The 26,147-nt window shown below is 66.7% G+C and carries 22 protein-coding genes; 10 read left to right on the top strand and 12 right to left on the bottom strand.

The features are described 5' to 3' along the window. Positions 1–3 precede the first annotated feature (3 nt). The 3 genes from CURSPS6_RS09345 (at position 4) to CURSPS6_RS09335 (ending at position 3,871) form a co-directional block, all read left to right on the top strand. Positions 4–1,179 (top strand): secretion protein HlyD, encoded by a 1,176-nt coding sequence (locus CURSPS6_RS09345; protein ID WP_152978100.1) that lies wholly within the window; start codon positions 4–6, stop codon positions 1,177–1,179. Beyond that, positions 1,176–3,275, top strand: a complete 2,100-nt coding sequence (locus tag CURSPS6_RS09340) for an ATP-binding cassette domain-containing protein (protein ID WP_051687797.1) — start codon at positions 1,176–1,178, stop codon at positions 3,273–3,275. Before CURSPS6_RS09345 ends, CURSPS6_RS09340 begins: the two co-directional genes overlap by 4 nt. A gap of 86 nt (positions 3,276–3,361) precedes the next feature. Further along, positions 3,362–3,871 (top strand): HD domain-containing protein, encoded by a 510-nt coding sequence (locus tag CURSPS6_RS09335; RefSeq protein WP_235503719.1) that lies wholly within the window; start codon positions 3,362–3,364, stop codon positions 3,869–3,871. Between the two features lie 20 nt (positions 3,872–3,891). Here the strand turns inward: CURSPS6_RS09335 and CURSPS6_RS09330 are convergent, their stop codons facing one another. The 7 genes from CURSPS6_RS09330 to CURSPS6_RS09300 all read right to left on the bottom strand — a co-directional run bounded on the left by CURSPS6_RS09330 (position 3,892) and on the right by CURSPS6_RS09300 (position 11,117). Further along, positions 3,892–6,315 (bottom strand): FdhF/YdeP family oxidoreductase, encoded by a 2,424-nt coding sequence (locus CURSPS6_RS09330; protein ID WP_235503718.1) that lies wholly within the window; start codon positions 6,313–6,315, stop codon positions 3,892–3,894. A gap of 135 nt (positions 6,316–6,450) precedes the next feature. Then, positions 6,451–7,032: a pyridoxal 5'-phosphate synthase glutaminase subunit PdxT gene (gene pdxT / locus CURSPS6_RS09325; protein ID WP_051687796.1), complete on the bottom strand. Its 582-nt coding sequence runs from the start codon at positions 7,030–7,032 to the stop codon at positions 6,451–6,453. A 5-nt stretch (positions 7,033–7,037) separates the two neighbouring features. Next, positions 7,038–7,964 (bottom strand): pyridoxal 5'-phosphate synthase lyase subunit PdxS, encoded by a 927-nt coding sequence (pdxS, locus tag CURSPS6_RS09320; protein ID WP_416371667.1) that lies wholly within the window; start codon positions 7,962–7,964, stop codon positions 7,038–7,040. Positions 7,965–8,134: 170 nt separating this feature from the next. Further along, on the bottom strand, positions 8,135–9,550 hold the full coding sequence (locus CURSPS6_RS09315) for a PTS ascorbate transporter subunit IIC (RefSeq protein ID WP_030015737.1): 1,416 nt from the start codon (positions 9,548–9,550) through the stop codon (positions 8,135–8,137). A gap of 13 nt (positions 9,551–9,563) precedes the next feature. Beyond that, a complete protein-coding gene (locus CURSPS6_RS09310) occupies positions 9,564–9,860 on the bottom strand; it encodes a PTS sugar transporter subunit IIB (protein ID WP_030015735.1) in 297 nt (98 codons plus the stop codon). 36 nt (positions 9,861–9,896) lie between these two features. After that, positions 9,897–10,340, bottom strand: a complete 444-nt coding sequence (locus CURSPS6_RS09305; protein ID WP_160319788.1) for a PTS sugar transporter subunit IIA — start codon at positions 10,338–10,340, stop codon at positions 9,897–9,899. A gap of 15 nt (positions 10,341–10,355) precedes the next feature. Then, positions 10,356–11,117, bottom strand: coding sequence for a GntR family transcriptional regulator (locus tag CURSPS6_RS09300; RefSeq protein ID WP_051687794.1), 762 nt, complete (start codon positions 11,115–11,117; stop codon positions 10,356–10,358). Positions 11,118–11,286: 169 nt separating this feature from the next. Here CURSPS6_RS09300 and mgtE point away from each other — a divergent pair, with 169 nt between their 5' ends. The 6 genes from mgtE (at position 11,287) to CURSPS6_RS09270 (ending at position 17,752) form a co-directional block, all read left to right on the top strand. After that, the gene (gene mgtE, locus CURSPS6_RS09295) at positions 11,287–12,651 is read left to right on the top strand and encodes a magnesium transporter (RefSeq protein ID WP_030015732.1); all 1,365 of its coding nucleotides are present in this window, start codon (positions 11,287–11,289) and stop codon (positions 12,649–12,651) included. Between the two features lie 29 nt (positions 12,652–12,680). After that, complete coding sequence (locus tag CURSPS6_RS09290; protein ID WP_030015731.1) at positions 12,681–14,153, top strand: PLP-dependent aminotransferase family protein; 1,473 nt, start codon at positions 12,681–12,683, stop codon at positions 14,151–14,153. Between the two features lie 37 nt (positions 14,154–14,190). Further along, positions 14,191–15,132, top strand: coding sequence for a LysR family transcriptional regulator (locus CURSPS6_RS09285; protein WP_030015730.1), 942 nt, complete (start codon positions 14,191–14,193; stop codon positions 15,130–15,132). 31 nt (positions 15,133–15,163) lie between these two features. Next, the gene (locus CURSPS6_RS09280; protein WP_235503717.1) at positions 15,164–16,444 is read left to right on the top strand and encodes an NAD-dependent formate dehydrogenase; all 1,281 of its coding nucleotides are present in this window, start codon (positions 15,164–15,166) and stop codon (positions 16,442–16,444) included. A gap of 179 nt (positions 16,445–16,623) precedes the next feature. Continuing rightward, positions 16,624–17,223 carry a DUF308 domain-containing protein gene (locus CURSPS6_RS09275; protein ID WP_051687793.1) on the top strand — a complete coding sequence of 200 codons (600 nt, stop codon included), beginning with the start codon at positions 16,624–16,626 and terminating at the stop codon, positions 17,221–17,223. A gap of 94 nt (positions 17,224–17,317) precedes the next feature. Then, positions 17,318–17,752, top strand: coding sequence for a hypothetical protein (locus CURSPS6_RS09270; protein WP_030015727.1), 435 nt, complete (start codon positions 17,318–17,320; stop codon positions 17,750–17,752). 24 nt (positions 17,753–17,776) lie between these two features. Here the strand turns inward: CURSPS6_RS09270 and CURSPS6_RS09265 are convergent, their stop codons facing one another. The 4 genes from CURSPS6_RS09265 to CURSPS6_RS09250 are packed head-to-tail and all read right to left on the bottom strand — an operon-like array spanning position 17,777 to position 22,210. Then, positions 17,777–19,174 (bottom strand): amino acid permease, encoded by a 1,398-nt coding sequence (locus CURSPS6_RS09265; protein ID WP_035810392.1) that lies wholly within the window; start codon positions 19,172–19,174, stop codon positions 17,777–17,779. A gap of 37 nt (positions 19,175–19,211) precedes the next feature. Next, entirely contained in the window at positions 19,212–21,572 is a 2,361-nt protein-coding gene (locus CURSPS6_RS09260) for a heavy metal translocating P-type ATPase (RefSeq protein ID WP_030015725.1), read from the bottom strand. A 34-nt stretch (positions 21,573–21,606) separates the two neighbouring features. Continuing rightward, a complete protein-coding gene (locus tag CURSPS6_RS09255) occupies positions 21,607–21,819 on the bottom strand; it encodes a heavy-metal-associated domain-containing protein (RefSeq protein WP_030015724.1) in 213 nt (70 codons plus the stop codon). Between the two features lie 49 nt (positions 21,820–21,868). After that, positions 21,869–22,210 (bottom strand): metal-sensitive transcriptional regulator, encoded by a 342-nt coding sequence (locus CURSPS6_RS09250; protein WP_030015723.1) that lies wholly within the window; start codon positions 22,208–22,210, stop codon positions 21,869–21,871. A gap of 113 nt (positions 22,211–22,323) precedes the next feature. Here CURSPS6_RS09250 and CURSPS6_RS09245 point away from each other — a divergent pair, with 113 nt between their 5' ends. Next, positions 22,324–24,306 (top strand): glycoside hydrolase family 15 protein, encoded by a 1,983-nt coding sequence (locus tag CURSPS6_RS09245; RefSeq protein WP_030015722.1) that lies wholly within the window; start codon positions 22,324–22,326, stop codon positions 24,304–24,306. Positions 24,307–24,338: 32 nt separating this feature from the next. On the opposite strand, the gene CURSPS6_RS09240 is transcribed toward CURSPS6_RS09245, so the two are convergent. After that, the gene (locus CURSPS6_RS09240) at positions 24,339–26,003 is read right to left on the bottom strand and encodes an ABC-F family ATP-binding cassette domain-containing protein (RefSeq protein ID WP_030015720.1); all 1,665 of its coding nucleotides are present in this window, start codon (positions 26,001–26,003) and stop codon (positions 24,339–24,341) included. Positions 26,004–26,147: the final 144 nt, after the last annotated feature.

Raw genomic sequence — 26,147 nt, 5'->3', positions numbered from 1 at the left:
CTCGTGAAAAAATTCTGGATTTCCTTAAGTATTGTTCTCCTCGTGATCTTGACCGGCGTCACGGTCTTCGTTGCCTCGACCTTCAAAACCACCGCTCAAAAGACCGCGGAAGCCTCGCCGCCGCCGAAAACCGAACTCACCGACGTCGTGCGGAAGGAACAGTTGCGTAGCACCGCCCCGGTGACGTGCAGCGTGGGGTATTCGAAGACGATGCCCTTGAACGTCGGGGCGGAACAAAGCTCGGGCCAGTTCACCAAGATCGCCGTGCGGCAGGGGGAAACCATCAAACAGGGCTCCTTGGTCGCGGAGGTCAATGGCGAGCCGATTTTCGCGGTGATTGGCGGATTCTCGCTGTACCGAAACCTGCGCGTGGACGACCGTGGGCCCGACGCGGTACTCATCAACCAGGCCCTGACGGCGTTGAGATATCAGCCGGCCCGCACCGCAAAGACGCTGGACCTCGTCGACAAGAAGACCTTCGCCGCCCTCGATAAGCTCTATCGCTCCTTCGGCTACCACGGGCCCAAAGACGACGCCGAGATCCAGGCCGCGAACTTCACCGTCCTGCCGGAAGAGGCCACGGTGGTGGGCCAGCCGCGTGCGACCGGTGCCGTGAGCGACGGCCCCATCGCGACCGTTTCGACCAGCCACCAGAGCCTGCGGTGCACCGGTGCCAACGGCAGCGAACTCACGCCCGAGGCGAAAGCGGGCCAGCACCTGATCCTGCCGACCCTGGGAACGACCGAATATGTGCTGTCCGAGGTCGTGGACAACGCGCCGAACGACGCGAATACGGGTGCGACGAATACGAAGCCCGGCGTCGTGGTCACCTCGCCTGGATCGGATGCCGGCCAGAACCCGAAGGGCAACGCGCCGACGTCGCAGCACATCGCCGTTGCGCCGCTCGGCGACGGTGACGCCGAGAAGGCGACGACCACCATGATCGGCGACCTCGTGGTCTCCGAAAGCGCTCCAGATGCGTTGGTGGTTCCCAGCGCGGCGCTGTGGAATCAGGACGGGCATACAAAGGTCACGGTGGTCAGCGGCGGCCACAGCACCGACGTTCCGGTGCAGGTGACCTTCACCGCGGAGGGAAAGAACGCGGTGATGGCCACCGACGGTGAATTGCATGAAGGCGACGCCGTGCGGATCGCCCTGAGCAACGGTGGGACGTCGTGACGCCCCCGCCGACGGCGCACGCCGCATCGTCCCGGGAGACCGAACCACCCATCGTGCGGTTGCACGGAGTGGGGAAGTCCTTTCGCCAGGGCGAGAGCGACATTCCGGTTCTCAGTGGGCTGGATATGGAACTGCGGGCCGGGGAGCTCGTGGCGGTGGTGGGCCCTTCTGGTTCCGGGAAGAGCACGCTCCTGAATATCCTGGGCCTGCTGATGTCCGCCGATCAGGGCGAATACGTATTGGACGGTGCCGACGTCGGCGGCTTGCCCCGGTCTCGGAAATCCACGGAACGTCTCCACCGGATCGCCTTCGTCTTCCAGTCCTTCCACCTGATCGACCACAAGAACGTGGTGAAAAATGTGGAGTTGCCGCTCAAGCACCTGGGGCTGAGCGGCAAGCAGCGTCGGGCTCGAGCGGAGGCCATGCTCGAGCAACTGGGCCTCTCACACCGCGCCAACGCGTCCGTCGAAACGCTGTCGGGAGGCGAGAAACAGCGCGTCGCGATTGCTCGCGCGCTCGTGACCAAGCCCCGACTCCTGCTGTGCGACGAACCCACCGGATCCCTGGACGAGGAAAGATCACGCGACGTGATCGCGATGCTGCGGCGGGTCACCGGAACCGAGCAGTCCACGGTGATCGTGACGCACGATCCCTGGGTGGCCTCTCAGTGTGATCGAGCCCTGGTCCTGGACCACGGGAGATTCGCGGAGACTTCCGAACCTGCCGAATCCACGGACGACCGAGAGGGCGCCCGAGTCGCCGCGGCAGCGGGGATCGCCCCGGGCGGTGACTCGGCACCGGCGAGGGCGGACGCGGAGGAATTTTCCGCACCCGAGAGTAGGTGGCCACCGGCCCTGGACGGGATGGCACAGGAAGAGACCTCGGATTCGGCGCGGAAGCCCTCGCGTACCATGCTTGCCTTCTCCGAAGCGGCCGACGCCGTCGTCCACCGTCTGCGGCGTAACCTCTTTACCGTGCTCGGGGTCGCGCTGGGTGTGGCGTCCCTGGTGCTGACCGTCGGCCTGACCACCACGATCTCCAGCCAGCTCTCCGACGCGTTCGACATTTTCCAGGCCAAACGCGTGGTGCTCTCGGATAGCGCCAGAGCGGTGACGACCGCCGACCAGGCCACGCGGTTGCGGGCCGGTGAAGGTTATGAGCGGCTACATACGATTCACGGCGTCACTCAGGTGGCGATGCTGCAACCGATCACCGGGAGCGTGCCCATCTCCAAGGCCCCCGACCTCGCCGACGACTGGCAGCACGAGGTGCGGGCGGACGTTCTCGGGGCCACTCCCGAGGTGCTCGACGCGCAGGGCCAACACCTCGTGGCCGGGCGGATGTTCGACGAAGGCCACGTGCAACGCCACGATCGTGTGGCAGTCGTGGGCGAGGCCCTCCTGCGGGGCCTCGGCCTGACCTGGAAACCGGGCCTGACGCTGTTCGTGCATCACACGCCGATCACCGTGATCGGTGTGGCCTCGGAAAACCCGTCCCTCGCGGACTACCGCGGCGCCGTGTACCTGCCGTTGGGCGTCGAGATGCCCCAGGAATCCATCGGAACTCTCAACGTCATCCTGGCCACGGCTCCAGGAGCGGCGGCGCAGGTGGGGCAGGAGGCCCCGGTGGCGATCAGCCCGGAAAAACCGGGCGCCTTCGCCGTCAGCGTGCCGCCCGAGCCGGAAACCCTCAAGCACGCGGTGGATCAACATCAGCGGTCGATGCTCATCGCGGTGGCGTCGGTGACGCTCGTGATCGGGGCCGTGGGCATGATGAACACCTACCTCGTGGCCGTCCTGGAACGACGCCGGGAGATCGGCTTGCGTCTGGCCCTCGGGAACCGGCCGAGCGGCATCTTGGTCCAATTCGCCACGGAGGCCGTGCTGACCAGCATCGTGGGGACGATCATCGGCATGGTCGCCGCGGTGAACACGCTCTCCTGGGTCAGCCTGGCGAATCGCTGGACTCCGGTGATCGGGGCGGACGTGATCGGCCTCGGCGTGTCGGCGGGATTGATCATCGGGTTGCTCGCGGGCCTGTATCCAGCGTGGAAAGCGTCCAGGATCGATCCGGTCGAGACCCTCATGCAGTCGTAGCCTTCCGTAAGGTCCCTTAAGTTGTCGGTCGGGGTGCCTAGGCTGTTGCTTGTCTCACTCAGACCATCGACCAAGAGGACCTGACCATGATGAGCCAACGACACGTCGACGAATCCATCTGGGCACGCATCGAAGATCTCACGCTGGTGCCAAGGGCCCAGGCGCTGGCCACCGCCGCACACGAGGGCCAGGAGGATCAGTCCGGCCAAAAATACATCGGGCATCCGGAGCGCGTCGCCGCGTACGCCGCGCGTCGTTGCGATGAGCGCGGGGTCTTCGGATACGAGGCGAACCTCGTGATCGCCGCCGCGTGGTTACACGACGTCCTGGAGGACACCTCCATCACCGAGCCGCAGCTTCGGCACGCCTTTCCCGAGCAGGTGGTCGACGCCGTCGTGGCCGTCACCAAGGTCCCCGGAGAAACCACCGAGGACTATTTCTCGAAGATCCGGGCCGTGCCCGCGGCCGTCCTCGTCAAGGAATCGGACCTGGAGGACAACACCGACCCAGCGCGCACCGCGCTCCTCGGGAAGGAAACGCGGGAACGGCTGGCGGTGAAGTACGGCCGGGCCAAGGAGCTTCTGCGAGCCGCCTGACCCGGCCGTCCTGATCGCTCTTAGGCCTGGGCGCGGGGCGCACTCGGTTCCACGGTCACGCGGACGTTCTTCATCAGGGGCTGCTCGCTCTGCGTGCTGTAGTCCTCGATTCCGATGAGAACGTTCATCTCCGGCATGTAGCCGGCGGCGCTGCCCTGCGGAATGTTGTAGGGGAGGGCGTGATATTTCTCGAGGCGCCGCAGGACCCCCGTCTTGGAGGTCGCGGTGATGTCCACCAGATCTCCCTGGGCGATGCCGCGTGAGCGCATGTCGTCGGCGTTCATGAAGATCAGCGTGCGCAGATTCTTCACGCCGCGGTAGCGGTCGTTATTCGAGTAGATCGTGGTGTTCCACTGGTCGTGGGAACGCATGGTCTGCAGGATCAGGGATCCCTGGTCCGGAACCACATCCGGCATCTCGGCGTGCGAGAAGTTCGCGCGGCCGGTCGAGGTCTTCGAGAAATCCAGTTCCCTGGCCGGCTGGTGGATCCGGAAACCGTGGGGCAGACGCACGCGACGGTTGAAGTCCTCGAAACCGGGGAGAACCTCTTGCATCGTGTCGCGGATGCGGTCGTAGTTCTGCGCGTACTCTTCCCACGGGGTCGAGGAGTCGGGCAGGGTTGCCTTGGCCATGCCCGAGAGGATCGCGGGCTCCGACATCAGGTACGGCGAGGCCGGGCGCTTCATGCCGAAGGAATGGTGCACCATCGACATCGCGTCTTCGACCGAGACGCACTGTTCCCCGGACTTCTGGACATCCTTCTCGGTGCGGCCCAAGCACGGCAGGATCAGGGCCTTCTTGCCGTGAACGATGTGGCTGCGGTTCAGCTTGGTGCTGACCTGGACCGTCAGGTCGGTCTTGCGCAGTCCCTCGGAGGTCAGCTCGGTGTCCGGGGCGGCCATGACGAAGTTGCCACCCATGCTGACGAAGACCTTGACCTCACCCTCGGCCATGGCTTCGATCGTGGTCACGGTGTCCAAGCCGTGCTCGCGCGGGGAGGTGATGCCGCAGGCCGCGTCGAGCTTGTCGAGGAATTCGGCGGTGGGCCGGTGGTCGATGCCGCAGGTTCGGTTGCCTTGCACGTTGCTGTGCCCGCGAACGGGGGACGGGCCGGTTCCCTCGCGCCCGATGTTGCCGCGCATCATGAGCACGTTGACGATCTCGCGGACGGCGTCGACGCCGTGCTCGTGCTGAGTCACGCCGAGACACCAGGAGAAAACGGACTTTTCGGCGTTCCGGTACATCTCGGCGACCTGCAGGATCTGGGCCTTGATCAGCCCGGACTGCCGCTCCAGCTCATCCCAAGAGGTTTCCTCCACGATGCGCCGGTATTCCTCGAAGCCGTCCGTGTACTTCTCCAGGAAGTCCGAGTCGATGGCTTCCGGGTCGTGCGGGAGGCGTTCGAAGAGGGCCTTGGCGATGCCGCGCAGGAAGGCCATGTCGCCGCCGGGACGAACCTGAACGTTCATGTTCGTGGTGTCGGTGACCTTGTTGAGGGCCATCTGGTCGATCTCGTGGGGCACGATGGTGCCGTTCGAGGCGGCCTCGACGAGCGGGTTGACGTGCACGACCTTGGCGCCGCGTCGCTCGGCGTCGGCCAGCGCGGTCAGCATGCGCGGCGCGTTGGAGGCGGCGTTATTGCCCATGATCAGTAGCAGGTCGGCCTTGTTCCAGTCCTCGAGGTCCGAGGTGCCCTTGCCGGTCCCGAGGGAAGCCTTGAGCGCGCGACCCGAGGCTTCGTGGCACATGTTGGAGCAGTCCGGCAGGTTATTCGTGCCGAATTCACGGGCCCAGAGCTGGTACAGGAAGGTCGCTTCGTTGCTTAGGCGGCCCGAGGTATAAAAGGATGCCTGGTCCGGGGAATCGAGGCCGCGGAGGGTCTCGCCGACCAGGGCGAAGGCGTCGTCCCATTCGATCGGGACGTAGTGGTCGGTCTCGGCGTCGTAGACCATGGGCTCGGTCAGACGACCGACGTTCTCGAGCGCGTAGTCGGTCCAGCCTTCCAGCTCGGTCACGGTGTGCTTCGCGAAGAATTCGGCCGTGGTGCGCTTGGGCGTCATCTCCCAGGTGGTGTGCTTGACGCCGTTCTCGCACAGATCCAGCTTGAGGCCGTGCTGGTCGTCCGGCCAGGCGCACCCGGGGCAGTCGAAGCCGCCGTTTTCCTGGTTCATGGTGAACATCGCGCGCGTGCCGAGGACCGGTTCGCGCTGAGCCATGAGGACGCGGCCCACGGATTTTGCGGCACCCCACGCGGCGGCCGGGTGCTCGTAGTCTTCCTGGGAATAGGGGCGCTTGGTGCGGGGGCCATAACCGAACTGGCCCTGCTCGCCGTTCCGGTTGGTGGTGGAAACCACCCGGCCACGATTCTTGCCGGCGTTTTCGCGGCTCAAGGGGCCGTCGTGTTGCCCCTGTTGGCTGGCGGTTTCGTCCGTCTGAAGTCCCACGATGCTCTCCTTGCCCAAGTCTTGTGAGGGGTGGTGAGGCGCCGTGGCGGGCGGCCTCGTGCCCTCAGTCCCCAGGGTACACAGAACACGTGCCTCGGGTGAGCGGAGGAGATGATGTTTGTCCTGGTCCGGGCGTCATTCCAGGGACGCGAGGAGCTCCTGGTGCACGCTGGGGTCGCCCGTGAGTTCGGGGTGGAAGGAGATGCCGAGCAGGTGGCCTTGACGGACGGCGACGACCTTGCCCTCGTGTTCGGCGAGGGCTTCGACGGCCCCGCCGAGCCGGGTGACGATCGGTGCGCGAATGAAGGCCGCCCGCACGGCGTCGACGGCCGTGCCCTTCCACGCGAGCGTGACCTCGGCGGAATCCACCTGAGACCCGAAGGCGTTGCGGGAGACCCCGATATCCATGACGCCGAGGGACTGTTGCCCGGGGGCCGGATCGTCGATCTGGCTTGCGAGCATGATGAGCCCCGCGCAGGTCCCGAGCGTCGGCAGGCCTCCACGGATCGCCTCGATCAGGGGATCGCGTACGTCGAAGAGGCGGGTCAGTCGGTCGATCGTGGAAGACTCCCCGCCCGGGAGGACCAAGGCATCGAGACCGGTGAGATGTTCGGCCCGCCGCACCAGGCGGGTGGACGCGCCGAGGCGGCCGAGCATCTCAATGTGCTCGGCCACCCCGCCCTGGAGGGCCAGGACGCCGACGGTGGGGCGACGCATGGCCTTTACCAGCCGCGCTCGGCCAAACGGTGCGGCGCGGGCAGGTCGCCCACGTTGATGCCCACCATGGCCTCTCCGAGACCGCGGGAGGCATCGGCGACGGCCCGGGGATCGTCGTAGAAGGCGGTGGCCTTGACGATTGCCGCGGCGCGTTGAGCCGGATTGCCGGACTTGAAGATGCCCGACCCGACGAAGACGCCGTCGGCCCCGAGCTGCATCATCATGGCCGCATCCGCCGGGGTGGCGACGCCGCCCGCGGTGAAGAGGACCACCGGCAACTTGCCGGTCTGCGCGACCTCGCGCACGATGTCGTACGGTGCGGAAAGCTCCTTGGCCTTGACGAACAGCGAGTCGGGGGAGGCCGCATAGGCCGCCTGGAGCTCCGCGATCTGCCCGCGGATGGTCCGGATGTGCTTGGTGGCCTCTGAGACGTCACCGGTGCCCGCCTCGCCCTTGGAGCGAATCATGGCCGCGCCCTCGGCGATGCGGCGCAGGGCCTCGCCGAGGTTGGTCGCCCCGCAGACGAAGGGCACGGTGAATTTCTGCTTGTCGATGTGGTTGACGTAGTCGGCCGGGGAGAGGACTTCGGATTCGTCGATGTAGTCGACCTTCAGCGCCTCGAGGACCTGGGCCTCCACGAAATGCCCGATGCGGGCCTTGGCCATCACGGGGATGGACACGGTATCGATGATCTGCTCGATCAGATCGGGGTCGGACATGCGGGCGACGCCGCCCTGCGCTCGGATGTCGGCCGGGACTCGCTCGAGGGCCATCACGGCGACGGCGCCGGCGTCCTCGGCGATGCGGGCCTGCTCGGGGGTCACCACGTCCATGATGACGCCGCCCTTGAGCATGTCGGCCAGGCCTCGCTTGACGAGGGGCGATCCGGTTTCGGGAGTAGTTGAGGTCACTGAATCTGTCATGAAGACCATCCTGTCCCGCGACGCTGGTCCAAAAGTAGATCCAGAAATGAACGAAAAATTTGGTCCAGTTAGGTCGACGGCTGCTTTCCCCCCCCCGGGCATGACGGACCGGACGAGACGTCTCTCGCGGCGGGCGGCGGCGCCGATGTGCCCGGTCGCCCGCCGCGAGGGTCCGTGACTTACGCCCCCGAACCGGGCGTCGAGGCGGTGGACCCTGCCTCGTCCGCCGGCTGGGGAACAGCCCGCCGGGCCCGGCGGTCCAAGAGAAGGCTCGCGGCAAAGACGAGGATCACCGAGAGGACGATTCCCGCGATGATCAAGCCCTTTCCGCCGCCGAATCCGAGCCAGCCGAGATAAAGGCCGATCACGCCGTAGTCGGAGTCGCCGAACGTGGCGTTCGCGGTCCCAATATCCCCCAGGACGGGAAGCAGGAGGAGGGGAACGACCGTGATCAGTATGCCGTTGGCGAAGGCCCCTAGAACGGCGCCGCGGCGCCCGCCGACGGCATTGCCGATGACTCCCGAGGCTCCACCCGTCATGAAGTGGGCGACGATCCCGGGGATGATCACTGCGGTGCCGAGCGCTCCCATGAGCCCCATGCCGAGCAGGCCCGCGACCAGGGAGGACAGGAAACCGACCATGACGGCGTTGGGGGCGAACGTAAACGTGATCGGGACATCGAGCGCGGGCTTGGCGTTGGGGACCATCCTTTCCGAAATGCCCTTGAACGCGGGGACGATCTCGGCCAGGATGACGCGCACGCCCGCCAGGATCACGAAGACACCCGCGGCGAATTGCCCGGCGGACATGATGGCCCACAGGATGTAGTTCTGGCCGTCGGAGATGTTGTCCTGCACGTAACTCGGTCCGGCGAACAAGGCCACCACCACGAAGATCAGCCCCATCGAGAGCGCGACCACCACGGTGGAATCCCGCACGAAACCGAGCGACTTGGGGACTTTGAGCTTTTCCGTGGAATTCTCGGGATTTCCGCCCGAGACGGAGGCGATGAGCCCGGACAGCGCGATGCCGAATCCCCCGGTGTGGCCGAGGGCCACGGTGTCATTGCCCGTGACGCGCCGCATGAAGGGCTGCACCACCGCGGGAGAAATGGTCGTGATGACCGCTTCGGCGATGGACCCCCAGAGGATCGCCTCCCAGGTGCTGAATCCCGCCACGATCAGGATCACCGCGATCATGGCGGACTGGTACAGGGCCACGTGTCCGGACAAATAGATGTACTTGAACCGCGTCACGCGGGCCAGAACCACGTTGACCACCATGCCGAAGAAGAAGATCAGGGCGGCGGCGGTGCCGTATTTCTGAAGCACCGGCCCGACGATCGCCTCGTTATTCGGCACGACCCCTTGGACCCCAAAGACCTCGGAAAACATGCGCCCGAAGGGATCCAGCGAATCGACGATCACCGCGGCGCCGGCGGACAACACCAGGAATCCGACAAAGGTTTTGAGCGTGCCCTTCATGATGTCCGCGCCGGGTTTCTTCAGGAGCACCAGGCCGAGGAGGGCGATCAGTGCCACGAGGATCGCCGGTTGGGAGAAGACCTGGACCAAGACGTTCAGTGTGCTGTTCATGATCGGTGGCCTCTCATGACTCGTTGTTCATCGGAATGCCGAGGCGTTCGCAGGTTGCCTTGACCTTCCGGTCGAGTTCGTCCTGGTCAATGATCGAGTCGAGGATTACGACGTCGTCGAATCCGGACACGGAGTTCTCCAGGTCCCGGCCGACGAAGAACACGTCCGCATCGGTGGCCGAGGCCGAACCGAGATCCGCGTGGGATACCTCTACCCCGGTCGCCCCGACCTTGTTGAGGGCGGTTTGGATGTTCATCTCGACCATGAAGGAGCTCCCGAGACCGGAGCTGCACATTGCCATGAATTTCATTGCTCTTTCCTTTCGTTCCGGGTCAATCCGGTGGGTTTAGGCCGCGTCGAAGACGGCCACGATGTCGGCGGGTTTCTCCGCGTGCGTCAGTCGGTGCCGCTTCTCCGGGTCCATGAGGATGGTGGAGAGCTCCCGCAGGGCGTCCCGGTGAGACGACGCGTCCGCGGCCGCCAAGAAAATGACGGTCCTGACGGGGTGGGACACGTCGTCGGCGAGGTTCACGGGATTCCTCAGTGTCAGCAGGGATAAGCCCGTGGTGATCGCTCCCGCCTCGGGACGGGCGTGCGCCAGGGTGATGCCGAAGCCCAGGTCCATGTAGGTCCCGCCCGGCCCGCCGATGGTCTCGATGACCTGCTGGAGGTAGGAGTCGCGAATGAATCCTTCCGCGAGGAGCGGGTGGGCGGCCCGGCGGATGGCGTCTTGCCAGGTGGCGACGTCGGCGACGTCGACGTGATCTGTGGTCAGTGATTCTTGGATCATGGTCATCCCTCGCGTCTATGAGTGGCTGATGTAGGTGAAGGTGGGCGATGCGTGGGCATCGGCGTAGATGGTTTCCGTGCATACCTCCGGAACCCTGCCCCGCCCGTAGATTCTGAGGAAGGTCCTGAGGCGAACCGTGGGGGAGGGCAGGCGCAGGTGCTCGGCGTCGACGCCGGCGACCTCGATGATCCGCGTCGTCGCCTCTCCTAGACGGGGTGTGAAGCCGAAGTCGGCGGAGAGGATCCCCTGGAGGGACCGGTCGGTGAGGTTGTATTCGATCAGGCGGCGGTATTTCTTGGCGCTCAGCCAGCTTCGCGTGAGGTGGTCGAGCCTGCCGTCGACGTGGCGCAGACGGTCGAGACGCACGACTTCCTCCCGTGCCGGTAATTGAAGGGCGTCCGAGACCTCGCGGGAGGCAGTGACGATTTCCTGAAAGAGGATGGTCGAGGATACGTGGAGCCCTTGGTCCCGCATCTGCGCGAAGAAACCCCGCGAATCGATCCATTCCGCGGGATGGGACGAGGCGTCCCGCGCGGGGCTGACGAAGGTTCCGCGGCCCTGCTGGCGGGTCAGGAGACCCTCGTTGACGAGCTCGTTAACGGCCCGGCGGACGGTGACCCGGCTGACCCCGTATCGGTGGCACAGATCGGATTCCGATGGGAGGGACGTGCCGGCCCCGGCGTGAGCGTAGTCTTCCGCGAGGGCGGCCTGAACCAGCTCGTACTTCTTCCGGGGCGTCGGGCGGTGCGCGCCGCTGACGGTCGGCCGATCGAACATGCGAAGTCTCCTCATCGATGAACTTCAATACAAATCATCATAAAGATTTGTATTGAGATTGGGTAGGTCACAATGAGGGAACTTTCGTGCGCTCGTGCGGCTACTCTGGTGACCGTTCCCACGCAGAATCCCGGGCGTCGAAGCGCGCCCTGAGCACGAGGAGGTCACCATGCCCCAGGCAGCCGAACGGGCCAGCATCGATTCCGTGATTGACCTCCTGAAACGCCAACCCGAGACGGAGACCGAGCTGGCGACCCTCCGCTCGAGGGTGCGGGAATTGCCGATCAAGGAGATCACCTACCTGATCCGCACCACGACCGACAGCGACTCCGCGCTGGTCTACCGGATGCTGGACAAGCCCGTTGCGCTGGTCGTCTTCGAGGACCTTTCGGCGGCGGACCAGGCCCGGCTCACCCAGAACCTGCGGTCCAACGAGCTCTCGAGCCTCATGGAGTCCCTCGACCCCGACGATCGTGCCTCCCTCCTCGATGAGATGCCGGCCAAGGTCGCCGACCGCATCATGTCCGGTCTCAGCGCCGAGGAGCGGCGCATGACCAACATCGTGTTGGGCTACCCCGCGGAGGCGATCGGCCGGTACATGTCCCCCGAGGTCCTGGGCCTTCCCCAGGAGCTGACCGTCGAAGAAGCGCTCGAGCGGATCCGCGAGAACATCGACTTCCCGGAAACCGTGTACCTCCTGCCGGTGGTGGGGAGCGGGCGGCGGCTGGTTGGCGTCGTCGGCCTCCGGCGGTTGCTCTCGACGAATCCGGGCGAGAAGCTCGGCGACATCGCGCGCAAGGCGGTCAGCGCTCACGCGATGGACGACCGCGAGGCGGTGGCCCGACGATTCATCGACGACAAACTCGTCGCGATGCCCATTGTCGATCGGGAGGACCGGCTCGTGGGGATCCTGACCTTTGACGACGCCGTCGAGATCATCCAGGAGGAGGACCGGGAGGACTCCGCGCGATCGGGCGGTTCGGAACCCCTCGCGGGCTCGTACCTGTCGACGCCGATCCTGCGTATTGTCCGCAGCCGGATCGTCTGGCTCGTGGTTCTGGCCCTCTCGGCGATCCTCACCGTGCAGGTTCTGGAATTCTTTGAGGATCGGCTGGACGAGGTCGTGGTGCTCGCGCTCTTCATCCCGCTGCTGACCGGGACCGGCGGCAACACCGGCAACCAGGCGGCGACCACCGTGACCCGCGCGCTCGCGGTGGGGGAGGTGCGCATCCGCGACCTGCCGAAGGTCGTCTGGCGCGAGGTGCGGGTGGGCATGACCCTTGGCGCGGTGCTGGGTTCCCTCGGGTTCTTGGTGGCCTCCGTGGTGTACGGCTGGCACATCGGTCTCGTCATGGGGCTGACCCTGCTGGCGATCTGCACCATGGCCGCGGTGGTCGGCGGGCTCATGCCGCTGATCGCCAAGCGGGTGGGCGCGGATCCCGCGGTGTTCTCCAACCCGTTCATCTCGACCTTCTGCGACGCCACCGGCCTGATCATCTACTTCACGATCGCGACCTCGATCCTCGGCCTCTAGGAGGGGCGCCCGCCTCCTAGAATGTCTCCATGCCCAGATCCCGCGCGACGCCCGATCTCCCGCTGCGCATACGCCGCGGGGACGGCCCCTTGCCCACCCAGATCGTCGATCAGATCCGGCTGCTGGTGACCTCCGGGGGCCTACGCCCGGGGGATCCGGTGCCGTCCACGCGCTCGCTCGCGGAGCGGCTGGGTATTTCCCGGGGGACGGTCAGCACGGCCTATGACCAATTGGCCGGCGAGGGCTACCTGGTTGCCGACAGCGGAAGCACGCGCATCACGCCAGACCTCCCGTCGCTGGCGACGTCGGCAACCGGGCACCCGGCGGGGGAGCCCGGGCGGGGTGATGGTGGCCCGGAAGGGAATATGCCGAGGGTGGAATTCGACATCCGCCCCGGGACTCCCGACACGTCGGCGCTGACCACCACCGCGTGGCGGGCCGCGTGGCGTGCCGCGGCCGCCGAGCCGAGCCTCGGATACGGGGCGCAAGGCTCGGCGGAACTGCGGCGTGAACTCGCCGAGTATCTCCGCACGGTGCGTGCGGTGCGCGCCGACCCCGAGGACGTCTTGGTCACGGCCGGCGCGCGGGACGGCCTGCGGATCCTGCTGACCGCGGTTTCGAGGCGCCTGGGACGGCGGTTGGTCGTCGCCGTCGAGGACCCCGGCTATCCTTCCCTGCACCGCGTTCCCGAAGCGCTGGGCCACCTCGTGGTGCCCGTACCCCTCGACGAGCAAGGCCTTAACCCGGAGTACCTGCCGGTGGGCCCCGAACGTGCCGGGCGGGCGGGGCGGCCCGATATCGTGCTGGTGACGCCGTCCCACCAGTACCCGCTGGGGGCTTCCATGCCGGTGACCCGGCGCCTGGAGCTCATCCGGTGGGCGCGCGAGCACGGGGCGATACTCGTGGAGGACGACTACGACTCGGAACTTCGCTACGTCGGGGAGCCGCTACCGGCCCTCGCCGCCCTGGACACCACCGCCAGCGGGGCGGGCGACCGCGTCGTGACGTTGGGGTCCTTTGCCAAGATTCTGACGCCCGGTCTGGGGCTGGGCTTCGTGCTGATGACCCCGGAGACTCGCGCCGACATGCTCGGCCTCAAGCACGACGCCGGGGCGCCGGTCTCGGGGGTCGTGCAGGACGCCATGACCTACTTCTTCGCGGGGGACGGCCTTCGGCGCCATACCGCGCGGATGCGTCGCGAATACCGGCGGCGTCGTGATCTTCTGGCGGAGGTGCTCGCCCCGGGGGAGCTGCCCGCAGGGACCGAGGTGCGGCCCATGGACGGCGGTCTCCACGCGGTGCTGGAGCTACCGGAGGGATCCGACGAGGACGTGCTCGTGGCGGCCGCCCGGAGCCGCGGCGTCGCGGTCGCCGGGCTGAGCGGCTACTGGAACCACGGCGGAAACCGACCGGGACTCGTGGTCGGGTTCGGCGGCCTGAGCGAGGCGCGTCTGCACCGGGCGCTGATTCTGTTGCGTGATGCGTTGCGGTCCGCAGAGTGAGGCAGCCGCCGGAGCTTGGGCGTGCTCCAATGGGTTCATGCAGATGCGTCAACTCGAGTATTTCGTAGCCCTGGCCGAAGAAGAGCACTTCGCGCGCGCCGCGCGGGCCTGCTTCGTCTCCCAACCGGCGCTCTCGGAGTCCCTCCACAACCTCGAGGATGAGATCGGCGTCCAACTGGTGCAACGCGATCATGCCTTCCAGGGGCTGACGCCGGAGGGGAAACGCATGCTGGTGTGGGCCCGGAAGATCCTGGCGGACTACCGGGACCTGAAACAGGACGCGCTGGCGGTGAGCGGGCATCTGACGGGCATCCTGGACATCGGCTCGATCCCCGCGGCATCCGTGGCCACGGCGTCTCTCCTGGACCGTTTCTGCGCCCGGCATCCGGGGATGCAGATGAATGTCTCGTCCAGCATGTCGTCCTCGGAGATCATCGAGGCCGTCCGGCACTACCGGCTCGATGCGGGTCTGATCTACCTGAACGAGAAGGAGCCGCCCGGCCTGGAAACGATGGCGCTGTACCGCGAGCAACAGGTGCTGCTCGCGGCCGAGGGCCTCCTCGGGACCGAAGGCACCCGCGACCCGTGGGCGGCCATTCCTCGTCTGCCGCTGTGCCTGATGAGCGCCCGGATGCGTGGGAGGAAACTCGTGGACCAGGCAGCGGCCGAACACGGCCTGGAGCTGCAGCCGCAGATCACGACCGACTCCTTGTCCACGCTTGTCTCGCTCGTGTCCGCGGGACGGTGGGCCAGCGTCGTGTCCCGGCAATGGGTTCATGGCATGGGGTTGCCGGAGGCCGTGCGCGTCGTTCCGCTGGAATCTTCGGTCTCCCCGAGGGTGGGACTGGTGTTCCGGAAGCAGACTCCGGGGTCGCCGGCGCTGTCGGCCTTGCTGTCTGTCGCAGGGTCCGAGGATCTGCTGTCTACCCCCGCCCCCACGCAGGCGAGCGTGCCGGAGGCGCCCGGGTCGGCTCGATAGGCTCCGCCTATCGACCGGTCGGAAAAAAGTATTGGACCGGAACCCGGAGGCGCGCGAAGACTGGATCTCGATGGTGCGTCGTAGGGGCGCATCCCGCTCGACCTTCCAGGAGGAAGTTTTGGCCACCGTTCTTTGCGTTCTTTATCCGGACCCCGTCGGCGGGTACCCGCCCGCCTACGCTCGGGACACGGTCCCCACCCTGCCGGAGCTGTACCCGGACAGCGAGCAGACGTTGCCCACGCCGTCGGAGATCCCGTTCACTCCGGGGTCCCTCTTGGGCTGCGTCTCCGGAGAGCTGGGGCTGCGTCGTTTCCTCGAAGAGCGCGGCCACACCTTGATCGTCACCTCGGACAAAGAAGGCCCCGACTCGGAGTTCGACCGGCATCTGCCCGAGGCCGACGTGGTCATCTCCCAGCCGTTCTGGCCCGCGTATCTGAGTGCCGAGCGCATCGCTCAGGCGCCGAACCTGAAACTTGCCCTCACGGCGGGAATCGGATCGGACCACGTGGATCTCGACGCCGCCATGAAGGCGGGGATCACCGTGGCCGAGGTGACCTATTCCAATTCCATTTCGGTGGCGGAGCATGCCGCCATGACCATCCTGAACCTCGTGCGTAATTTCGTGCCCTCCCACCAGTACGCGACCGACGGCGGATGGAACATCGCCGATTGTGTGGAGCGCTCCTATGATTTGGAGGGCTTCGACGTCGGTATCGTCGCCGCCGGTCGCATCGGGCGGGCCCTGGCCAAGCGCCTGAAGCCGTTTGACGTCAATCTGCACTACTTCGACACTCACCGGTTGCCGGAAGAGACCGAACAGGAACTCGGGCTGACCTTCCACGAATCGGTTCAGGACCTGGTGCGCAATGTGGATGTGGTGTCGATCCATTCCCCGCTGGTCCCCGCGACCTATCACCTGTTTGATCGGGAGCTGATCGACACGATGCGTCGGGGTTCCTACATCATCAACACGGCGAGGGCGGAAATCGTGGTTCGCGACGACGTCGTTGCGGCCCTGGAATCGGGCCAGCTGGCCGGGTACGGCGGCGACGTCTGGTATCCCCAGCCCGCGCCCGCCGACCACCCCTGGCGGAGCATGCCGAACCAGGCGATGACTCCTCACATCTCTGGCACGAGCCTGTCCGCACAGACTCGATACGCCGCCGGAACCATCGAGGTCCTCGAGGACTTCTTCGCCGAGCGGACGCCGCGGCAGGAGTATCTCATCGTGGACGGGGGCGCGCTGGCGGGGACCGGTGCGGCCTCCTACAGCACGGACGGGAAGGCCAGCCCCGGTAGCTCGGGACGTTAGGTCTTACACATCCCCGGAAACACCTGCGGCGACCGCCACCCCACACGGGCAGCGGCCGCCGCCGGCGTTTCCCGTGCTCGGCGTCGGCGGATAAGCTGAAATCCCGCCATACCCGCGCGTGAACCCGGTTCGATCGCGTTCGGGGCCGTGCCCAAGGTCGTCGAAAGGCTCCCCGCCGAATGTCCGCTCCGCAGCCCAGCCAGTCCGTCCGAGAACTCCGTGCCCTCTTCGGTCCGGTCCTCGTCCGTGCCCTGATCTATCTGGCCTTCGGCCTCACCACGGTGTTCTGGCAGGAACCGACACTCACGGTCGTTCAGTGGGGCATCGGCCTGTACCTGATCGCCCAGGGTATCGCCCTGATCTACATGCAGCGCAGCCTCAACCAGCGGGCCTGGGGCGAGGGAAATACGCACAGCCGCGTGATCCAGTCCTACGGGATCCTGTATCTCGTCGGGGGCGTGGCGACCACGGCCTTTTCGGCCTCGGTGCCGATCCTGGTGCTGGTGGTCGGCCTGATCCTCTCGATCGGAGGGGTTACCGAGCTCCTTCAGGGATTCCGCACCACGGGAACCTCGGCCATGTCGAAGGATTGGAAGATCACCGGCCTCGTGACTTTCCTAACGGGCATCGTCCTGTTCTTGATCGGTGACCTCGGTCCCAAGGCGGCGTTCGGCATCACCGGAGGCGGGGCGATTATCGTGGGAATCTTCCTGGTTCTGGCGGCGCTGACGTTCCGGCACGACGCCGCGAGCGCCGACTCCGCCGGTCTGGACCGGTAGCGAAGGATCGCTCGTGGGGACCCGAAAACGGTCCCGACGGTTTGCTCCGCACCGTAGACTGGAGGGGCATCGCGACGAAGCAGGAGGAACACACGTGGCACAGCGCCCCAAGCGCGGAATCAAGGCCGATATCAAGGGACCCCTCGTCATTGCGGCGGTCCTGGCCGTTGTCGCATTCTTCGCTATCACGATCTTTGCCACCGGTGGAACCAACAACCAGCCCGAATTTCGGTTGGCCCTCTCCGTGGCCGGGTGCGTCTTCGTCGTGACCCTGGTGGTGTGCGCGACCATGATCATCGTGGAGAAGCCCAACGATGAAGAGCTCGGTCAGGGCACCGGCGTCAACCGCCGCTCTGCCGACCTGTACGCGGCCGCCAGGGCCCGCAAGGAGGCCCGTGAGCGTGAAGCCCGCCAGCGCGAGGCGGAGGGGCAGGGCGAGTCCTCCGCAGATGCCGAACAGAAGGGCCCGGGTCAGAAGGACTCCGGCCCGCAGTACGGTAAGCGCGCTCATCCGGAGGAGCACAACTAGCTCGCGGCTACGCCGCTCGGCCCGTTATGTCAGGGTCGATTCGGACGGTCGGTCATCGTGCCGCGTCGGCGACCGACGTCGCACGATCGGGTACGCGACCAAGACCACCACGAAGCTCAGCGCCGAGAGCGAGAGCTCCCACCGGGTGGCGGGATTGATGCCCATGAAGATCAGCACCCCGACGATCCACACCATCGTCAGATAACTCAGCCACGGATAGCCCCACATGCGGAACTTCGGCTCGATCCCCCGCGCGGCGGACCTCTTGCGGACGGCCACCTGCGCCAACATCAGCAGGAAATAGTAGATCAGGCAGATCGCGCCCGAGGAATTGATCAGGAACAGGAAGACCTGCTCGGGGAAGAAATAGTTGGCGATCACCGAGAGATAACTGACGAGCGTCGCCGCAACGATCGCCCGGGTGGGGACCCCGCGACGGTTGAGTCGCGTCAGGAACTGCGGGGCGTCACCGTGCCGGGACAGCGAGAAGAGCACCCGCGAGGTCAGGTAGAGGCACGAGTTCAACGAACTCAACACGGCCGTGAGCACCACGACCTCCATGATCACGTCCGCGAAGGGAATGCCCACGGCGCTCAGGGCCAGCGCGAACGGGCTCTTGACCTGCGCACCCGACATCGGGGTATTCCACGGCACCAGGCAGATGATCACCGCGATGGACAGCAGGTAGAAGAACAGGATGCGGTAGGTGACCTGCCGCGTGGCCCGGGCGGCGTATTTGGCCGGATCGCGCGACTCGGCCGCAGCAATGGTCGCGATTTCTGCGCCGGCAAAAGAGAACAGGACCGTCACCGAGCCCACGACCACGGCGCCGCCGCCCAGGGGAAAGAACCCGCCGTGACCTTCCAGGTGGGACAGCCCCGGGGAATGACCGAACAGCCCCAGCAGGAAGACCGCCCCGACCACCAGGAAAAACACGATCGCGACGACCTTGATGGAAGCGAGCCAGAATTCGGTTTCGGCGTAGACGCGCACCGAGATCACATTCAGCAACGTCATGACCACGATCAGGCCCAGACAGATCGCCCAATTCGGAACGTCGGGGAGGAAGCCGCCGATGATGCCGGCGCCCGCCACTGCCTCGACGGCCGCGACGATGACCCAGAAGTACCAGTACATCCAGCCGACGGAAAAACCCGCCCACCGGCCCAAACCGATGCGCGGGTAATTCTCGATGCTGCGGGCCTCCGGCAGCAGCACGGCCATCTCGCCGACGCCCCGCATGATGAGCGTGACCAGAATTCCCGAGACGATGTAACTGATCAGCGCGGCCGGGCCAACGGTGTTCAGCACGGCCCCCGAACTGACGAACAACCCCGCGCCGATGACCCCTCCCAGGGCGATCATGGTGACGTGACGGTTGGTCAGGGTGTTCCGCAATTGCGGTCGTTGTTCGTGGGCCATAAGCAGTGATCTTACTCAGCGGGGACGGCCGCGACGCTCACCTCCCGAAACGGCGCAGGCGCAGGGAGTTGAGCACCACGAAGACCGACGAGAAAGCCATCGCGGCGCCCGCGATCATGGGATTCAACAGCCCGAGGGCCGCCACGGGGATCGCGATCACGTTGTAGCCGAAGGCCCAGAACAGGCTGGACTTGATGATCCGGAGGGTCGCTTGGGACAACCGCACGGATTGAACGATCGCGCGCATCTCGTTGCGCATGAGCGTGATGTCGGCGGCCTCCAGGGCGACGTCCGTGCCAGCTCCCATCGCGATGCCCAGGTCGGCCCGGGCCAGGGCGGCGGCGTCGTTGACACCGTCGCCGACCATCGCGACCACGTGACCGGAGGACTGCAACTGCTCGATCAGCTCGACCTTGCGCTCGGGGGATACCCCCGCGATGACGTCCGCCGGATCGATGCCGACCTCGTGGGCCACGGTGCGCGCGACCGGTTCCGCGTCGCCGGTCAGAAGGATCGGCCGGAGCCCCATGGCCCGCAGATCGGCGATGGTCGCGGCCGCATCGGGCTTCGGCTCATCGCGCAGGGCCAGGATGCCGGCGGCCGCGCCGTCGACGGCCGCGACGACAGCGATCGAGCCTTCCCCCTGAATCCGTGAGAGCTCCTCATCGACCGACGTTGGCACGTCGACCCCGATTTCCCTCAGCCACCCCGGTTTGCCGACGGCGACGCTGCGGATCGAACCGTCCAGGCTCACCCGTCCTCGCACGCCCCCGCCGGCCGCGCTCGCGAAGCCCGCGACGCTCGGCAACGATCCGGTGCTGGCCCGGGCGGCCGCGCTGATGGCCCGGGCGATGGGGTGCTCGGAGGCGTTCTCGACGGCCCCGGCCAGGCGGAGGATGGCGTCCCGGGAATCGGCGGTGTCGTCTGCGGGTGTGACCGACTCCAGGGCCAATTCCCCGCGGGTCACCGTGCCGGTCTTGTCCAGCACGATGGTGTCCGCGCGCCGGGTGTCCTCGAGGACCTGAGCGGATTTGATGAGAATGCCCAGTTGCGCGCCGCGTCCGGTGCCGGTCAGCAGGGCGGTCGGCGTCGCGAGGCCCAGGGCGCACGGGCAGGCGATGACCAGGAGTGAAACCGCGGCGACGAAGGCCGGGGTGAGCTGGCCGCCGATGCTCCACCACAGGATGAAAGTCAGCACGGCGAGGACCAGGACGACCGGAACGAAGACCGCCGAAATGCGGTCGGCCAGGCGGGCGACGGGTGCCTTCGAGGACTGGGCGTCGGCGACGAGGCGACCCATCTGCGCGAGGGTGGTCTCTGAGCCCACGCGGGAAGCGCGGACGACCAGGCGCCCACCCTTGTTGAGGGTCGCCCCGGTGACCTCGCTGCCGGGGGAGACCTCCACGGGCAGGGACTCTCCGGTCAGCATGGACTCATCCACCGCGGATTCGCCGTGCAGGACGGTGCCGTCCGTGGCGATCTTCTCGCCGGGTCGCACCACGAAGAGGTCACCCGGTGCGAGGGCGTCGATCGCGATGCGGGTCCCCGAGGCGTCGTTCTGGTCCTCCAGGACCTCGACGTCGCGTGCGCCCATGTCGAGGAGCTTGTGCAACGCTTCGCTCGACCGGGACTGGGCCCGGGCCTCGAGGAACCGGCCCACCAGAAGGAAGAGCGTGACCACGGCGGAGGTCTCGAAGTACACCTGGTGCGAGGCCATGCCCCCACCGGGGTGCGCGTGCGCGGTCATGGAGGGGTCCGCGATCAGGCGCGCGAGGGAGTAGAGATACGCGATGGTCACGCCCAGTGAAACGAGGGTGTCCATGGTCGAGGCGCCGTGGCGCGCGGATCGGGCGGCGGTGACGTGGAACGGCCATGCCGACCACGTGGCGACCGGCAGGGCCAGGACCGCGGCGACCCAGGCCCAGTGCGGGAATTGGAGGCCCGGAATCATGGATATCGCGAACAGGGGGACCGTGAAGATCGTCGAGACCCAGATGCGTCGCCTCAGGGAGCTTTCCGAGGGCATCGCCATCTGGTGATCGTGCCCGCCCTGAGCGGGGGCCTCGTCCTCGGGGCGGGGCGCGTCGTTTTCTGGGGTCGCGTCCTTCTCCCGGGCCGCGGTGGCCCGGGAAGGGCCGTTCTGTTCCTTGAGGGCGGGAACGTATCCGGCCTTGCGCACGGCCTCGAGGATTTCCTCGTCGGTGATGTCGCTGGGCGCGGTGACGCGCGCCGACTTGAGCGGAAGATTAACGCTCGCCTCGACGCCGTCGATCTTGCCGAGTTTGCGTTCGACCCGGCCCACGCAGGATGCGCAGGTCATGCCCTCGATCGAGAGGTCGATGACGCGGGTTCCCGTGCGGTCGAAGGTGCCCGCGCCGGGCTGGGTGGTGGGTGACATGATGCCTTCCCGGAGGTCAAAGAGGTGTTGCTGATCAGGAAAGGGTGTAACCGGCCTCGTCGACGGCGGCCCGGACGGCCTCCGCATCGAGGGTTCCCTCGTGGGTGATGGTCACGGGCGAGACGCCGGAGGGGTTGAGCGAGACCTGCACGTCGGAGACGTTTTCGATCTCCTGGAGCTCTTCGGTGACCGAGGCGACGCAGTGGCCGCAGGTCATTCCCTGGACGGAGATTTCGGTGGTGTTCATGACGATCCTTTCGTGACGGTGTTGGAGCGTGGGACGCGGCGCCGGGGCCTCAGCTGCGCACCAGGCGCGTGATGGCCGCGGTGGCTTCGGTGATCTTCTCGTCGATCACGGTCGAGTCCCCGCCTTCCGAGGCGGCCCTGACGGCGCCGACGACGCAGTGCCCCAGGTGTTCGTCCAGCAGGCCGACCGCGACCGCGTTGAGCGCTTTATTGACCGCGGAGATCTGGGTCAGGATGTCGATGCAGTATTTGTCGTCGTCGATCATGCGCTGAATGCCCCGGACCTGGCCTTCGATGCGACGCAGCCTCTTGAGGTACGCCTCTTTCTCGTGCGTATAGCCGTGCGGCGCGGTGGTCGAGTCCGCGATCTGCTGGTTCCGTGATGCGCTCATGTCCCTCAATGTATACCCCCGTGGGGTATGCATCAAGGGCGAAAAATGTGACGAACGCGGCCCCGCGGCTGACTAGGCGGGAAGCCCGAGCCTCTTTGTGGGAGAGTTAACCTATGGCTTCAAAGATCGAGGACTACGCTCTGCTCACCAACATGAGCACCGCCGCGCTGGTCTCCCGCGAGGGATCCGTGGACTGGTTCTGCCCGCCGAGGTTCGATTCCGAGGCGGCTTTTGCGGCGCTCTTGGGGACCGAAGACCACGGCCGGTGGCTCATGGCCCCCGCCTCGGCGGTCTTTCCCCGCCCCGAAGCCGACGGGGCCCCGGAAGGTCAAGCGACCAGCCGTGTGGCCGAGCGCTTTTACGGGGAGAATTCCTTTGTGCTCCACACTGTGTGGACCACCGAGACCGGCTCGGTGCGCGTCACGGACTTCATGCCCCTGGGCAACCGCGCCGAAATCTCCCGCCGGGTCGAGGGCCTGACCGGCGAGGTCACGATGCATCAGGAGCTGGCGTTCCGTTTCAACTTCGGCCGGACCGTCCCGTGGGTCACGCGCTACGACGGCGCCCCCGATCCGCAGACCGGTCAACCCGACCCTTCCGAGGGCATGCTCGTGGCCATGGCCGGGCCGGATGCGCTCGTGTACCGGGGCGACCCCATCCCGGAGGCCGCTCACCGCTGCCATGCCGGTCAGTTCGACATCTCCGCGGGCCAGGTTCGCGACTTCTCGCTGTCCTACTTTGCCTCCCACCGCAATCCGCCGCCCGCGGTGGACTTCAACGAATCCTTGCATCGCACCGCGGACCAGTGGAGCGAATGGTCCGATCAGTTCAACGATCCGACCGAACCCGTGGCGGTCAGCACCGGACCCGTTCCGACCACGACCGCGATGCCGATGGTCAGCGCGACCACCGGGGCCGTCCCCATGGGCACCGTCAACGACGACGACACCGAAGCGCGCCGCCAGGAGTATCGAGAGGCCCGCCTGCGATCCCTGCTGGTCATCAGGGGGCTCATCAACCGGGAGACCGGCGGTCTCGTCGCCGCGCCCACCACGTCTCTGCCCGAGGTCATGGGCGGCCCGCGCAACTGGGATCACCGATTCTGCTGGTTGCGGGACGTCGCGCAGGCCGTGGAGGTTTCGATCACCCACGGCCACGAGCGCGAGGCCTCCCAGCTGCGCAACTGGCTCCTGCGCGCGATCGCCAACGACCCGACGCGCCTGCACAACGTCTACGGCTTGGCGGGCGAGAGCGACGACTTCGAGCGACTGGTCAAGATCCCCGGGTACGAGGGATCGACGCCGGTCCGGAGGGGTAGCGGCGTCGCGACCCAGCTTCAGGGTGACGCCATGGGGCAGTTGATGATCACGCTCGAAAAGCTGCGTCGCCTCGGGTACGCCGAGGATCATCTGTCGTGGCCGCTGCAACAAGCGTTGCTGGGTTCCGCCGTGGAGCACGTGGGCGAGGAGGACCAGGGCATCTGGGAGATGCACGGGGAGACGCACGTCTACACGCACTCGCAGATCATGCTCTGGGCGGCCTTGCAGGCCGGAATTCGCGGCGTGCGCACTCACGGCCTCGCCGGAGACGCCGAGCGCTGGGAGGCCGCGCGCGACCGCCTGGCCGACCAGATCTGGACCCACGGTTTTAACCGCGAGCTCAATTCCTTCGTCCAGTACTACGGCGGCACGACCGTCGACTCGGCCCTGCTGAACATCGGGCACACCGGCTTCGTGCCCTTCGACTCCCCGGAGCTTCGCGGGACGGCCGACCGGATCGAGCGAGAGCTCGACGCCGGCGGAGGGCTGATCTACCGGTACCGCAATGCGGACGGGCTCGATGGCTTCGAGGGGCAGGACAATCCGCACTTTGCGTCCTCGCTGTGGCTCGCGGAGCAGCGCTTCCGGTCCGGGGAGGTCGAGCGCGGGCGCGCGGTTCTCGACGCCGTCCTGGAGCGAGCCAACGACGTCGGCTTGTTCTCCGCCGAGTACTCGGTGCGAGGAGAGCGCATGACCGGTAATTTCCCCCAGACCCTCGCGCACATCGCGCTGGTCTCGGCGGTGGACGTCGCCCTGGAGGCCATGGTCTCCCAGTGAGCGGCGCGTCTGCCGGGCGGTGGGCCGTCGGCCTACGAGAGCCTGACGGTTCGGTCGATGCGGATCTCGGCGAGGAATGACTCGTCGTGGCTCACGACCACGAGGCAACCCTGAAATGCCGCCAGCGCCCCGACGAGCCACTCGACGGTGGCCATGTCGACGTTATTGGTCGGCTCGTCGAGCAGAAGCAGACGGGGCGCGGGCGAAGAGAGCAGGATCCGCGCCAGGGCCACCCGGAACCGTTCCCCTCCGGAGAGGTCCGAGACCGGCGAGAAGACCCGATCGCGGCGGAAGAGCAGGCGAGCCAGGTCGTCGCGGAGTTGCTGTTCGCTCGCGTGGGGATTGGCCTGGGCGACGACGTCGAGCACGGTGCTGTCCGGATCCAGCTCGATGCGCTGGGGCAGGTAACCCACCGGAGAGATCCTCTGGGTCACCCGGTAGATGCGTTCCATCCCGGGGTAGGCCACGGGGGTGGTCGGGCCCTGGCCCGGCTCGTCGGCGATGGCGCGCAGCAGGGTCGACTTCCCGGAACCGTTGCGGCCGGCAAGGTGCAGGTGCTCCGGGCCGGTGAGGATCACGTGGCGTTCTTGGGTGCCCAAGGGGAGGTGTCCGCCGGGATCACGATCGTCGGAAAGTTGTAATTCCAAGGTTTTTGCCCCGTTGCCCACGGCCGTTTCTGGCAGCTCGAGGTACACCGAAGCATCCTCGCGCAGCGAGTCCTCGGCCTCGACGAGGCGGGCCTTCGCCGTGTTCTCCCGGTCGGCCATGGTGGCCCGGGCCTTGGCCGAGGAGACCTCCGCGGCCATCTTGTCCCCGTTCATCGCGATGGGTGGTTTACGTTTGGTCTCCTGGAACTTCTTGCCGCGGCGTTCATCCCGCGCCTGCTTGGTCTGCTGGGCCATGCGGTCGCGCTTCTCCCGCGCCAGGCTCGCCTCGGCCTCCTTCACGCGGCGTCGAGCCGCGGCCCCGGCGGCCTCGACCGACTCTTCCCACGCCGTGAAATTTCCCGGGGTGTGATCCAGGATCGAGACCGAGGAGCGCGGCGAGGCCGGCCGGAGCTCGCTGATGGACTCGCAGCGATCCAACAGCTCGCGATCGTGGCTGATGACCAGCACGGGCATACGGTGGCGCATGTCCTCCAGGAGGCGGTACAGCTCGGCCCGGGCCTCGCCATCGAGATTATTGGTGGGCTCGTCGAGGATCACGGCCTCGGCGCGAGAGAGCCGAAGACCGACCAGCGCGACGCGCACGGCCTGCCCTCCGGAAAGGGTCGTGATGCGACGGGTGAGATCGAAGCCGTGAAGACCAGATTTCGCCAGTTCGGCGTCGGCGCGCTCGGCAATGTCCCAGTCCTCGCCGATGGCGTCGAAGGTCGCCTCGGAGAGGTCGCCCTGGGACACGGCGTCGATGGCGTGCACGATCCCGGAGATACCCAGCAGATCGGCGACGGTGGTGGACGTGGTCAACCCGAGATCCTGCGGCAGGACCGCGAGATTGCTCGGGGCGCGCACGGAGCCCTCGGTGGGGGCGATCGTCCCGGCGATGAGCCGGGCCAGGGTGGATTTTCCGGACCCATTGGCCCCCATGATTCCGTGGAGCCCGGGACCGTAGACGGCCGTGACATCGGTCAGGCACGGGGTGCCGTCGGGCCAGGAGAAACCCAGGGAGGACAGGGAAATGTGAATATGTGCAGGCATGGTGCATCCTTCTCAGCGTGAATGGGGGCTGAGCGGACGCGCGTCTCACTCAGCGTTAGGCGGAGACGAATGCACTCTTCACCGGATTCTCCTGTGCTCGGGGATGGAAACGAGTCGAGGATAGCACGCGGGTGGGCGAGGAAA

The organism is Curtobacterium sp. S6, assembly GCF_000710345.2.
Taxonomy (GTDB): domain Bacteria; phylum Actinomycetota; class Actinomycetes; order Actinomycetales; family Micrococcaceae; genus Rothia.
This window is presented reverse-complemented; position numbering and strand designations above follow the sequence as displayed.

What these genes read in the sequence shown, in the direction of transcription:
- CURSPS6_RS09265 (WP_035810392.1), bottom strand. Translation starts at nt 19,174, where the DNA reads ATGGCCCACGAACAACGACCGCAATTGCGGAACACCCTGACCAACCGT.
- CURSPS6_RS09255 (WP_030015724.1), bottom strand. Translation starts at nt 21,819, where the DNA reads ATGAACACCACCGAAATCTCCGTCCAGGGAATGACCTGCGGCCACTGC.
- CURSPS6_RS09260 (WP_030015725.1), bottom strand. Translation starts at nt 21,572, where the DNA reads ATGTCACCCACCACCCAGCCCGGCGCGGGCACCTTCGACCGCACGGGA.
- pdxS (WP_416371667.1), bottom strand. Translation starts at nt 7,964, where the DNA reads ATGGTCTTCATGACAGATTCAGTGACCTCAACTACTCCCGAAACCGGA.
- CURSPS6_RS09290 (WP_030015731.1), top strand. Translation starts at nt 12,681, where the DNA reads ATGCCCAGATCCCGCGCGACGCCCGATCTCCCGCTGCGCATACGCCGC.
- pdxT (WP_051687796.1), bottom strand. Translation starts at nt 7,032, where the DNA reads ATGCGTCGCCCCACCGTCGGCGTCCTGGCCCTCCAGGGCGGGGTGGCC.
- CURSPS6_RS09240 (WP_030015720.1), bottom strand. Translation starts at nt 26,003, where the DNA reads ATGCCTGCACATATTCACATTTCCCTGTCCTCCCTGGGTTTCTCCTGG.
- CURSPS6_RS09245 (WP_030015722.1), top strand. Translation starts at nt 22,324, where the DNA reads ATGGCTTCAAAGATCGAGGACTACGCTCTGCTCACCAACATGAGCACC.
- mgtE (WP_030015732.1), top strand. Translation starts at nt 11,287, where the DNA reads ATGCCCCAGGCAGCCGAACGGGCCAGCATCGATTCCGTGATTGACCTC.
- CURSPS6_RS09335 (WP_235503719.1), top strand. Translation starts at nt 3,362, where the DNA reads ATGATGAGCCAACGACACGTCGACGAATCCATCTGGGCACGCATCGAA.
- CURSPS6_RS09250 (WP_030015723.1), bottom strand. Translation starts at nt 22,210, where the DNA reads ATGAGCGCATCACGGAACCAGCAGATCGCGGACTCGACCACCGCGCCG.
- CURSPS6_RS09300 (WP_051687794.1), bottom strand. Translation starts at nt 11,117, where the DNA reads ATGTTCGATCGGCCGACCGTCAGCGGCGCGCACCGCCCGACGCCCCGG.
- CURSPS6_RS09275 (WP_051687793.1), top strand. Translation starts at nt 16,624, where the DNA reads ATGTCCGCTCCGCAGCCCAGCCAGTCCGTCCGAGAACTCCGTGCCCTC.
- CURSPS6_RS09285 (WP_030015730.1), top strand. Translation starts at nt 14,191, where the DNA reads ATGCAGATGCGTCAACTCGAGTATTTCGTAGCCCTGGCCGAAGAAGAG.
- CURSPS6_RS09315 (WP_030015737.1), bottom strand. Translation starts at nt 9,550, where the DNA reads ATGAACAGCACACTGAACGTCTTGGTCCAGGTCTTCTCCCAACCGGCG.
- CURSPS6_RS09310 (WP_030015735.1), bottom strand. Translation starts at nt 9,860, where the DNA reads ATGAAATTCATGGCAATGTGCAGCTCCGGTCTCGGGAGCTCCTTCATG.
- CURSPS6_RS09305 (WP_160319788.1), bottom strand. Translation starts at nt 10,340, where the DNA reads ATGATCCAAGAATCACTGACCACAGATCACGTCGACGTCGCCGACGTC.